Raw genomic sequence first — 10,876 nt, 5'->3', positions numbered from 1 at the left:
TCAGGAGATGACGGGGGTGGGCGGGGTGCCGGTGCCGGTCCAGGAGCCGATGAAGCCGAAGGTGGTGGAGCCGCCGGCGGGGACGGTGCCGTTCCAGGGGGCGTTGGTGAAGGTGAAGGCGGGTGGGTTGGCGGTCATGGTGGAGCCCCGGTCCTGGCCCCAGTCGGGCGCGTCCACCATGATCAGATGCTGGAGCCCGGCGCCGCGCTCTTCACGCTGAGCCAGTAGTCGACCGCCTGGTCGAGGGTGTAGGCACCGCCCTGCTCGCCGTACCCGGTGGTGTCGTGGTTCTCCAGCACGCAGATGAGCTTGTTCTGCTTGCACAGCGAGACGACGGCGGCCACGTCGGCGGCGCCGTTGGCGGTCCAGCGTCCGCCGCTCAGCACCACGCGGACGGTGTTCGCGCCGAGGGACTTGATGCCGGCGAAGGAGGAGGTCCGGTCGGGGGACGGCCGGCCGGGCGAGGGTCCGTCACGCCCGGCCGGGGATCACGGGGGTGGCCGAGTGCGGCACCCCGGACGCGAGGGGTCAGCTCGCGGCGCAGGCCACCGGGGCGGGGATGCCGTTGGCGCCGTTCTGGCCCGCGGTGAAGCCGAAGGACGTCGTGGCGTTCGGGGCGAGGGTGCCGTTCCAGGCGACGTTCCTGACCGACACCTCCGCCCCCGTTTGGGCGTGCGTACCGTTCCAGAGCTGGCTGATCGTCTGGCCGTCGGGGAACCTCCAGGTCACGCTCCAGCCGTTGACGGCCGTGGCGCCCTCGTTCTTGACGGTCACCTCGGCCTGGAAGGCGCCCTGCCAGGAGTTGGTCACCCTGTAGGTGGCGGTGCAGCCGCCCGCCGGGGCCGCGGCCGTGGTGAAGGCGGTGCTCTCGGAGTCCGGTGAGGAGTTGCCCGCCGCGTCCCTGGCCACGACGTGGACGGTGTAGGCCGTCGCGGGGGTGAGCCCGGTGAGGTCGAAGGCGTTCGACGGGGCGGTCCCGACCTTCGCCGCGCCCCGGTAGACGTCGTAGCCGCTCACGCCGACGTTGTCGGTGGAGGCGGTCCAGGTCAGCCTGGCGGTGCTCCCGGTGACCGCGGAGACGGCGGGCTTGCCGGGCCTGGACGGCGCGACCTCGTCCTCCGTCGGCGGCGGCTCGTCGCCGGGCGGGTTGCCCCAGATCTTGGCCGTGCCGGCGTAGAGCGTCATGTTCGAGACGCGGACCGGGGTGGCGCCGGGGGTGGTGGCGACGCCCTTGTACGACCAGTCGTCGGACGGGTCCCACGTGCCGGTGCTCGCGATGCGGAACTGGACCTCGCGCCGGTGCTGCGACTGGCCCGCGGGGGCGATCGAGGTGCCGGAGCAGTCGACGGTGACGTAGTAGGTCTTCCCCGACAGCAGGGTCGGCCCGGTCGGCGCCTTGCACTGGTTGTAGGCGGAGGAGACGGTGACCTGGCCGGCGGTGGTGTCGCCGTCGAGGGTGAAGTAGTAGCGGAAGGAGCCGTCGGTCAGCGGGCGCGCGGGCCAGGCGGACTGGTTCCGGACGATCGCCTTGATCTCGGTGAACGTGGAGCCGGCGGCGTTCACCCCGGCCTCCAGGAAGATCTCGGGGCCGTCGGGGGTCTCGGCGGCGGGGAAGCCCGTCGCGGGGGCTCCGCCGTACTCCCGGTAGAGGCGGGCCAGGGCACTGGTGAAGCCCGCGTTGTAGTCGGTGGCGACCTCGTTCATCACGTAGTCGTCGCGCCTGTCGGTGTACTTGTCGTCGGGGTCGGGCGGGCCGCCGACGAGCGCGCCGTACAGGGTGTGGCGGGTCTCGGCCGGATTGGTCATCTGGTCGGACCAGGAGCCGTGCGCGGTGCGGTGGTGCGGGTTCTTCGGCGGGTTGGCGCCGAAACCGATCATGTAGGAGGAGTTGCGTGGGTTGTCGCCGAGCGCGTAGTCGATCTGCCGCTTGGCGAAGTCGTGATATCTCGCCTTACGTACCGTGTCGGTGATCGAGTCCGCGTGGACCAGCGCCGCGAACGAGGTGTTGGCCGCGTAGCGCAGCGACCCCCACCGGTCCAGTACGGCCTGGCCGCCCGGCGAGTACTTCACCCGCTGCCCGTTGACCCCGACCGTCCAGTAGTCGAGCCAGCGGTTGGCGTCGTCGAGATACTTCTGCCTCCCGGTCAGCTTGTGCAGCAGCACGTAGGCGCCGTAGGACTTGTCGTCCCAGGCGATCGTCCACTTGTAGGACCTGGTGGCCGACTGCGGCTCGGTGCCGAGGGTGTCGTAGTAGCTCTCGGCCTTGGCCAGGTAGGAGGCGTCGCCGGTGGCCCGGTTGAGCCAGATCGCCCCCCAGACCAGCTCGTCGTTGTAGCCGCTCCAGGAGTTGTAGTAGCCCTGCGCGTCGGAGATGCAGTCGCTGTACTTCCTGCGCACGGTGTCGGCGAAGGCGTAGAGCTGCCTGGCGTGCGTCACCAGCGTGTCGGCGTAGGCCGGGTCCGTCGGGCGGAAGACGATCGACGAGGCCGCCATCGCCGCGGCCGTCTCCCCGGCCAGGTCCGAGCCGCCGCAGGAGGCGTCGATCCTGTAGGCGGGCCGTTCCATCTGCATCGCCTCGGCCGGCCCCCACCAGGCGTGGTCCCTGCCGCCGTTGCCGACCTGCCCGTAGAGCACGTTCGGCGACGGATGGGCCTTGACGAAGTAGTCGTTGACGTACCTCAGGTTGTTCAGCAGATGGGTGAGCTGCCCGGAGGAGGCGTAGGCGTCGCGGTACTCCACCGCGCCCCAGGCCAGCATCGTCGCGCCGGCCGCCATCGGCAGGCCGAACTTGACGTGGTCGCCGGCGTCGTACCAGCCGCCGGTCAGGTCGAGCCCGGCGTCCTTGCCGTCGTCGAGCCCCGAGTCGCCGCGCCAGCCGACGCGGTTCCAGCTCGGCAGCCTCCCCGACTGCTGGGCCTCGTAGAACCAGATGGACTTCTGCAGTGCCTCGCCGTAGCTGAACGTCGTCGCGACGGCCTGGGCGGTGGGCACCGGCACGGCCACCAGGGCCAGCAGAGCCAGTGCCGCCAGGGATCTCTTCATGGGGGGTGCCTCTCGGAGGGGGCTCGGGACGGGGGTTCCTCTGGGAGGTGGTGCTCAGGGCGGGTGGGAGGTGGTGCTCGGGGCGTGGCGACAGATCAGGGGTGCCGCCACGCCCCGAGCTCTCAGGGCGGAGCCGGCCGGCCGGCTGGTCGGTCAGCCGGCCGGCCGCTCAGCCGGTCAGGGGAAGAGCCGGCCGTACTCCGCCAGGGCGACGGCCACGTCGACCTGGGCCCAGAACCGGTGGTAGTTGAAGGACGGCGCGGGGCCGGTGCCCTTCAGGAACGCGTCCACCTTCGGCCAGTCCGGGTCGTTCTTGTAGAAGGACCGGATGGACAGGAAGGTCGAGCCGCTGTCGATCACGTCGCCGTTGGGCATCTTGCCGGTCCAGCCGGCCGGGACGTAGATCGGGTCGTCGAGGCGGTTGTAGTCGGCCTTGGTCTCGGCCACCGAGACGCCCTTGGCGTCCTGGTTGTTCTTCCACATGCCGTCGAGCAGGCCCTTGGCGACGCTCTTGGCCTTGGCGTCACCGGACTTGGCCGCGTAGTACATCAGCACCTTGGCGTAGGAGCCGGCCACGCCCACGTCGGAGGTGTAGTCCCGGATGCTGACATGCAGCCCGGCGTTCGCCCCCGGACTGGCGGCGTTCCAGGTGTCGGGCTGACCGGTCCACACCAGGGTCGAGGGGATCTGGAAGGTGCCGTCGGCGTTGACCGTGGTGTTGTCGGTGGCCCACTTGACCCACTTGTCCAGCAGGGCCTTGGCGTCGGCGTTGCCGGTCGCGTAGTAGAGCTCCGCGACCCGCTCCATCGACCAGGCCTGGAAGCCGAACCACTGGTTGGACGGCGGGTCGTGGTAGACCGGCTGCCAGTCGTAGGCCATGCCGTAGAAGGTCGGCAGCGTGGACGGCGGGGCCGCGTAGTGGCCCTGCCAGCTGTTGGTGGCGCCACCGGCGATCGCGCCCTCGGTCGACTGCAGCCAGCGGTAGAACTCCAGCTGCCGCTTCAGGCTGGTGGTCCAGTCCTGTACGGCGGTCGCCCCCTTGGGCTTGAGCGCGTCCACGCTCGACAGCGCCCAGGCGGCCATCGGATTCTGGTAGCCGGAGTGGTTGTGGCTGGAGCCGATCCGCCAGGCCCAGCCGGCGGAGGCGTCGAGCGCGCCGCCCCAGGCGTAGTACCAGCTCAGCAGGTAGGCCGAGCTGTCCTTGCCGGTGCCGGCCGGGCACGAGGTGCTCGTGCAGCCCTGCTTCTTGAAATACTTGTCGTACATCGCGTAGCGCAGGTAGTCGCCCATCTTCGCGGCCTTGCCGACCGAGGCGGCGACCTGCGACTCCTTGCCCTGCTCCTTGGCCCAGGTGTGCGCCCAGTAGGCCACCTGGACGGCGCGGGCGTCGGCGTCGGGGGCGTTGGTGTACTTCCACTGCTTGGCGTAGCTGCTGTCGCCGGTGAACAGGTCCAGGTAGCCGTTCTTGCCGCCGTGCTTGAAGGTGTCGCAGGAGGGCTGGGGGACGGTCTCGAAGACCGACTCCTCCGGGCCGCGCTGGTAGGTGTTGATGTAGGCGGGCTTGGTGGTCCCGTCGCCGCAGCGGCCGAAGCCGTAGGTGTTGTCCACATCCAGCAGCCAGTGCATGCCGTACACGTCGCTGGTGCCGTAGGCGCTCTTCAGCTCGCCCGCGATCGGGTCGCTGCCGACGCTCACGCCGCCGTCCAGCTTGGACGGGTACTGCCTGATGTCGTCCCACTCACCGGCGTAGGTGGCGGGCTTGGAAGCGTTGTAGAAGGAGTTGGTCGGCTGGTCCGCGGTGGCCGGGATGATGTATTTCTCCATCGAGGCCCAGGCGTCGTTGAACCTGCTCCAGTCGCCGGTCACCTTGCCGTAGGCCGCCTCCAGCCACAGGTAGTAGCTGTAGGCCTCGGAGGTGGTCTCGTGCCCGTGGTCCGGCGCCTCGACCATGAAGGTCTCCACCGAGTGGTAGGGCACCCCCTGCGGGGAGAAGTAGCCGTTGGCCGGGTCCTTGAGCTTGTTGTACAGCGTGGTGAACCGCTTGACGTACTCGTTGCCGCCGCCCGTGCCGTCGTTGTCCACCTCGGTCGCGGTCGCCTTGGCCGAGGTGTGGCCGGTGGCGGTGGCGGTGAACTCCGCGCTGCCCGAGGTCTGGTCGGCGTCCTCGGCGGCGGCGATCCTGACCGTCTGGGCGGTGTTCCAGTTGGCGGGGGTGAAGGTCAGCGACCCGCCGGAGCCGACGGTCAGGTCGGTGTCGCCACCCGTCCGGGCGGTCGTCACGGTGACGTTCGCGGCCGGGGCCTTGGAGAGCTTGACCGACAGGTCCGCGTTCCCGCCCTCGGGGACGGCGAGCGTGGCGGGGGTGAGGAGCACCGCGGGGGTGGTGTCCGCCTGGACGCTGATCCCGACCGGGGCGGAGGCCGTGGCCGCGCCCTTGTCGTCGGTCGCCCGCGCGGTGAGCGAGTAGTCGCCGGCGGGCACGGCCGCCCAGCTGTAGGCGTACGGGGCGCTGGTGTCGGTGCCCAGCAGCGTGGCGCCGTTGAAGAACTCGACCTTGGTGACCGTGCCGTCGCCGTCGGCGGCGTCGGCGGTGATGTCCACCGTGGCGGGCGCGGTGAAGGTGGCCCCCGCGACCGGCTTGGTGATCCTCGCGGTCGGCGGCTGGTTGACCGGGCCGGTGCCGCCGCAGGTGGTGCCGTTGATCGTGAAGGCGGTCGGCTTGGGGTTGCTCCCCGACCAGCTCCCGTTGAACCCGATGTCGGTCGAGGCGCCGGTGGCCAGGTTGCCGTTCCAGTCCAGGTTCCTGGCGGTGACGGCCTGGCCGCTCTGCGACCAGGTGGCGCTCCAGCCCTGGGTGACCTTCTGCGAGGCGTCGGGGAAGGTGAAACCGAGCGTCCAGCCGTTCAGCGGGTCGCCCAGGTTCTTGATCGCCACGCTGGCGGTGAAGCCGCCCTGCCAGTCGTTGGTCGTGTAGGCGACCTCGCAGGAGACGGCCGCGAGGGCGGGCATGGCCGCCAGCGCGGTGGTCGTCCCGGCCGCCAGGCTGAGCAGCGCCAGCGCGGCGACCCGTCTCCGGAAGCGTGGGAGCGCTCCCGTTCTGGTGCGGAATTGAGGCATCGAAAAGGTCCTCCAGGGGTGGGGCCGGCGCGGAGCCGCTGGTAGAGGCTTCGTGCCGGATCGAGCATGGGAGAGAAAGAGTGGGAGCGCTCCCAAGCAGGATTCTGAGGACGGGCCCCGGGATGTCAATGGCGTGCGCTCGGGGTTACGGCCGGGTTTCACCCGGCACGCCGCCAGGCTGCTGCGATCCGCCGGGGCTGGTTCCGGTTCCGTGAAACTTTCAGGCCCCCGCGCCTCCGTGGCCGACGCCGCCCGTCTCGTGTGCCGCCGTCTCATGCGCCGCCGTCTCATGCGCCGCCCCGCGCGCCGGCGGCCGGGCGGTCGAGGCGCGGACCACCAGCCGCGGCGTGAACACATGGTCCACGTGCGGTGCGTGGTAGCCCTGCAGGCGCTGCCACATCGCGGTGGCCACGGCGGAGGCCATCTGCTCGATCGGCTGCTGCACGGTCGTCAGCGGCGGGTCGCCGTGCGCGGCCAGATAGGAGTCGTCATATCCGACGACCGACACGTCGTCGGGCACGCGGAGCCCCGCCTCGCGCACTCCCGCGACCGCGCCCAGCGCCATCAGGTCGCTTCCCGCGATCACCGCCGTGGCTCCCGCGGCCAGCAGCCGGCGGGCCGCCGCGTGCCCGCCGGTGAGCGAGTAGTCCGATTCGACGTGGAGGGCGTCGACCACCGAGCCGAACGACCTGCGCATCTCGCGGCGGTAGCCCATCAGCCGGTTCTGCGAGGGCCGGAGGTAACCCTGCCCGCCGGCCAGCCCGATCCGCACGTGCCCCAGCTCTCTCAGGTGCGCCACCGCCATCGCCGCCCCCGCGGCCTCGTCCGTCGTGACGGTCGAGACCGGCAGGTCGGGCACGTGCCCGCCGACCAGCACCATGGGGATGCGCCGCTGGTAGAGCTGCCAGTAGAAGCCGTGGTCGGCCGCGGGGTTGGCGTGCCGCCCCGAGATGAGCACCAGCCCCTGGATGCCCCGCCGTACCAGGGTGGAGATGTAGTCCAGCTCGGTCGGTCCCTTGGCGGTCGAGCTGCCTATCAGCGCGGTGACGCCGTGGCCGCCCAGCTTGGCCTCGATCGCGCCGGCCAGCACGGGGAAGATCGGGTTGTCCAGCTCGGGGACGATGATCCCGACGAACGGTTCGGTGACGGGCGCCGGTGCGACCAGGGCATGCTCTCGCATACCCTCCAGAACCTTGGCCCGCAGTTCCTCGGACACGCCAGGCCTGTCGTTGAGCACCCGGCTGACCGTTGCGGCGCTCACTCCCACCAGGGAGGCGATCGTGCGGACTGAAGGTCGAGGCATGGGGAGACCCTTCGGGAAACCATTGAAACATGTTGCGAGATGTTGCGACGCCGTTTCGGCGGATCCTAGGCTCGCGGACACATCGAACCACGTGAACAGCATGTTTCGGAGCAATAACAGCATGGGCTATCGAGAAACACTCTGCAACACCTGGGCGCACCACGACGGCTCGCCGCTGTACGTCGCCGACCCCGCGCCGAGCCTCGGCGACCGGGTCGAGCTGTCCGTGCGCGTCGCCCACGCCCTGGGCGTCCGCCGGGTGTACGTCCGCACCGCCCCCGACGGCGAGCCGCGTTTCACCGAGGCGTCGATCGACAGGGTGAGCGACTCCGAGACGTGGTGGCGCTGTGCCGTCGAGATGGTCAACCCCGAGTGCGGCTACCGCTTCCTGCTGCACACCGCGAAGGGTCCGCTCTGGCTGACCGCGGCCGGGCTCTCGGCGCTGGACGTGCCGGACACCACCGACTTCATGCTGACCACCCACCCCGCGCCGCCCGCGTGGGCCGCCGGTTCGGTGATCTACCAGATCTTCCCCGACCGGTTCGCCCGCTCCGGGCGGGTCTCCGGTCCCGTGCCCGACTGGGTACGGCAGGCCGAGTGGGACGACCCGATCCCGTGGGGCAGCCCGCACGCGTTGCAGCAGCTGTACGGCGGCGACCTGTGGGGCGTGGCCGAGCGCCTGGACCACATCGCCGAGCTGGGCGCGGACCTCCTCTATCTGACGCCGTTCTTCCCCGCCCGGTCCAACCACCGCTACGACGCGACCACATTCGAGCGGGTGGACCCGCTGCTCGGCGGGGACGAGGCGCTGCGCGCGCTGACCGGCGCCGCGCACGCGCGGGGCATGCGTGTGATCGGCGACATCACGCTCAACCACTCCGGCGACGGGCACGAGTGGTTCGCCGCGGAGAGCGCGGTGCGTGACGACTTCTACTACGTCGACGGCGACGACTACGCGACGTTCGCCGGGGTGAGGACGCTGCCCAAGTTCGACCACCGCTCGGCGGAGCTGCGCCGCCGGCTCTACGAGGGCCCGCGTTCGGTGATCGCCCGTTACCTGGAGGAGTTCGGTCTCGACGGCTGGCGGGTCGACGTCGCCCAGTCGGCGGGACGGCACGGCGAGATCGAGCTGAACGACCGGGTGGCCACGCTCACCCGGGAGACGATGTCGGGTCACGACGCGCTGCTGCTCGCCGAGCACCAGTTCGACGCCTCGCGGACGCTGCGCGGCACCGGCTGGCACGGCACCATGTCCTACGCCGGTTTCGCCCGTCCGGTCTGGTCATGGCTGGCACGGGAACGGTCCACCGAGTTCTGGGGCGTGCCCGGGCCGATCCCGCACTACGGCGGAGCGGACCTGGCCGAGGTGATGCGCCGCTACTCGGCGCTGATCCCGTGGCGGGCCTACACGCACAACCTCACACTGCTCGACTCGCACGACACGGCCAGGTTCCGCTCGGTCGCCGGGCGGGAGCACCAGCATCTCGGCGCCGCCCTGCTGTTCACGCTGCCGGGCCTGCCGATGGTCTTCGCCGGGGACGAGGTCGGCGTCGAGGGTGTGCACCTGGAGGACGGACGCCGTCCCTTCCCCTGGGACAGGACCCGCTGGGACCGGGGCACCTACCAGGTCTACCGCGATCTGGTACGGCTGCGCCGCTCGCACGAGGCGCTGCGTACCGGTGGCCTGCGCTGGCTGCACGTGGCCGACGACACCGTCGTCTACGAGCGCGCGACCCCGGACCAGACCCTGCTCGTCCAGGTCAGCCGGGCCTCCCACCCGCCCGTCGCCGCCCCCGCCGCCGGGGTCAGCCTCACCGGCGGGCCCTCGCTGCGGCCCGGCCTGCCCATGCCCGCCGACGGGCCCGCCTTCCACGTCTGGGAGCTCGAAGCATGATCGACGTCCTGCACGGAGTCCGTTCCGCCGCACTCGGCAACGCCCGCGACGTCTTCGTCTACACGCCGCCGGGCTATGACCCCGCCGCCGGGCCGTACCCCGTGGTCTATCTGCACGACGGCCAGCACGTGTTCGCCGGGGCCGGTCTCGATCCGAGCTGGCGGCTCGACGAGACGCTGGACGAGCTGATCGGCGGCCGGGCGCTGCCGCCGCTGGTCGCGGTCGGGGTCTCCAACGCCGGTGACGAGCGGGGCGCGGAGTACTCCCACATCGCGCCCTACCCGCGCGACCCCCGTGGCCTGTTCCGGGGCGAGCTGTACGAGCGATTCCTCATCGAGGAGCTGATGCCGCTCATCCGGTCCCGGTACGCGGTGACCGGCTCCGCCGAGGGCACCGCCGTCATGGGCTCGTCGATGGGCGGGCTGGTCAGCTACCACCTGGCCTTCCGGCGTCCCGACGTGTTCGGGCTGGCGGCGATCCTCTCGCCGTTCCTGGTGTTCGTCGATCCCGAGACGCTGGCGGAGACGCCCGTCTACCGGCGCTTCACCGAGCGCGGGCCCGGCCGGGTGTGGATCGACATCGGCGGGATGGAGGGGCTGATCACGGTGCACCACGCCCGTGAGCTCGCCGACCGGCTCGTCGAGCTGGGTTACGCGCCCGACGCGGAGCTGCGCTACCGGCACGAGCCCGGTGCGCCGCACCACGAGAGCGCGTGGCGGACGCGGGCGGCCAGCGCGCTGCTGCACCTGTTCGGGGCCGAGGGGCCGCCGGTCGAGCTCACCGCCGCCTCCGAGACGCTGACGGCCGGTGTGGGCGAGGTGATCGACGTCGCCCCCGTCGCCGTGCGCGCGGACGGTTGCGCCTACTCGGCACTCAGCGCCGAGGTGACCTGGCAGCCCGCGGACCGGCTCGGACCCGCGGGCACCGCGCTGCTCGCGGCCACCGGTCCCGGCACCGCCGACGTCACGGCCACCGTGGGCGCGCTCACGGCCCGCCAGACGATCACTGTCGTGGACGGCGGGCCGACCGCGACGCTCGACGTCACCGTCCTCACCCCGCCCGGCACTCCCGACGGGGACACCGTCTACTTCTCCGGCCTCGTCACCACGCGCGTCGCCCCCGGCGTCCACCACGGCCGGTGGCGGCTGCCCCGCGGGCTCGGGCTCAACGGCACCGTCGGCAGGGGCTGGCGCTGCGACGGACTGGACGGGGCCGGCCTCCCGATCCGGGAGCCGCTCAGGCACGACGCCGACCGCCGCCTGACCGTCAAGGTCGAGGGATGGAGCGATCCGGAGCGGGACGACCCGCACAGGGGCTCGTCCCTCACCGGCGGGCCCGAGCAGGATGATCCGCGCCGGAGCCCGGCCCCCGCGGACGCGTCCGAGAGGAACGGCCCGCGCCGGAGCCCGGCCTTCACGGACGGACCCGACGCGTCCGGCCCGGCCTCCACGGACGGACCCGACGCGTCCGGCCCGGACCCCGAAACCGACACCCCCCGCTCCGGATCATGAGGAGGACTC

7 protein-coding genes are annotated in these 10,876 nt (G+C 71.5%); 2 read left to right on the top strand and 5 right to left on the bottom strand.

The features are described 5' to 3' along the window. The 5 genes from J2S55_RS12205 to J2S55_RS12185 form a co-directional block, all read right to left on the bottom strand. On the bottom strand, nucleotides 1-180 hold the full coding sequence (locus J2S55_RS12205) for a cellulose binding domain-containing protein (protein WP_306859911.1): 180 nt from the start codon (nucleotides 178-180) through the stop codon (nucleotides 1-3). Nucleotides 181-182: 2 nt separating this feature from the next. Beyond that, nucleotides 183-386, bottom strand: coding sequence for a hypothetical protein (locus tag J2S55_RS12200; RefSeq protein WP_306859910.1), 204 nt, complete (start codon nucleotides 384-386; stop codon nucleotides 183-185). Between the two features lie 142 nt (nucleotides 387-528). After that, the gene (locus J2S55_RS12195; protein ID WP_306859909.1) at nucleotides 529-3,042 is read right to left on the bottom strand and encodes a glycoside hydrolase family 9 protein; all 2,514 of its coding nucleotides are present in this window, start codon (nucleotides 3,040-3,042) and stop codon (nucleotides 529-531) included. Nucleotides 3,043-3,219: 177 nt separating this feature from the next. Continuing rightward, on the bottom strand, nucleotides 3,220-6,159 hold the full coding sequence (locus J2S55_RS12190) for a glycoside hydrolase family 48 protein (RefSeq protein WP_306859908.1): 2,940 nt from the start codon (nucleotides 6,157-6,159) through the stop codon (nucleotides 3,220-3,222). 220 nt (nucleotides 6,160-6,379) lie between these two features. Continuing rightward, on the bottom strand, nucleotides 6,380-7,462 hold the full coding sequence (locus J2S55_RS12185; RefSeq protein WP_306859906.1) for a LacI family DNA-binding transcriptional regulator: 1,083 nt from the start codon (nucleotides 7,460-7,462) through the stop codon (nucleotides 6,380-6,382). Nucleotides 7,463-7,583: 121 nt separating this feature from the next. Here J2S55_RS12185 and J2S55_RS12180 point away from each other — a divergent pair, with 121 nt between their 5' ends. Both J2S55_RS12180 and J2S55_RS12175 read left to right on the top strand, forming a co-directional pair. After that, nucleotides 7,584-9,356: a glycoside hydrolase family 13 protein gene (locus tag J2S55_RS12180; RefSeq protein WP_306859903.1), complete on the top strand. Its 1,773-nt coding sequence runs from the start codon at nucleotides 7,584-7,586 to the stop codon at nucleotides 9,354-9,356. Further along, the gene (locus J2S55_RS12175; RefSeq protein ID WP_306859901.1) at nucleotides 9,353-10,867 is read left to right on the top strand and encodes an alpha/beta hydrolase-fold protein; all 1,515 of its coding nucleotides are present in this window, start codon (nucleotides 9,353-9,355) and stop codon (nucleotides 10,865-10,867) included. The genes J2S55_RS12180 and J2S55_RS12175 overlap by 4 nt, the downstream gene beginning before the upstream one ends. Nucleotides 10,868-10,876: the final 9 nt, after the last annotated feature.

This window comes from Streptosporangium brasiliense (genome assembly GCF_030811595.1).
Classification (GTDB): Bacteria; Actinomycetota; Actinomycetes; order Streptosporangiales; family Streptosporangiaceae; genus Streptosporangium; species Streptosporangium brasiliense.
This window is presented reverse-complemented; position numbering and strand designations above follow the sequence as displayed.

Bases quoted from the DNA above. Each gene is read 5' to 3' on its own strand.
- J2S55_RS12205 (WP_306859911.1), bottom strand. From the start codon at position 180: ATGGTGGACGCGCCCGACTGGGGCCAGGACCGGGGCTCCACCATGACC.
- J2S55_RS12175 (WP_306859901.1), top strand. From the start codon at position 9,353: ATGATCGACGTCCTGCACGGAGTCCGTTCCGCCGCACTCGGCAACGCC.
- J2S55_RS12195 (WP_306859909.1), bottom strand. From the start codon at position 3,042: ATGAAGAGATCCCTGGCGGCACTGGCTCTGCTGGCCCTGGTGGCCGTG.
- J2S55_RS12190 (WP_306859908.1), bottom strand. From the start codon at position 6,159: ATGCCTCAATTCCGCACCAGAACGGGAGCGCTCCCACGCTTCCGGAGA.
- J2S55_RS12185 (WP_306859906.1), bottom strand. From the start codon at position 7,462: ATGCCTCGACCTTCAGTCCGCACGATCGCCTCCCTGGTGGGAGTGAGC.
- J2S55_RS12180 (WP_306859903.1), top strand. From the start codon at position 7,584: ATGGGCTATCGAGAAACACTCTGCAACACCTGGGCGCACCACGACGGC.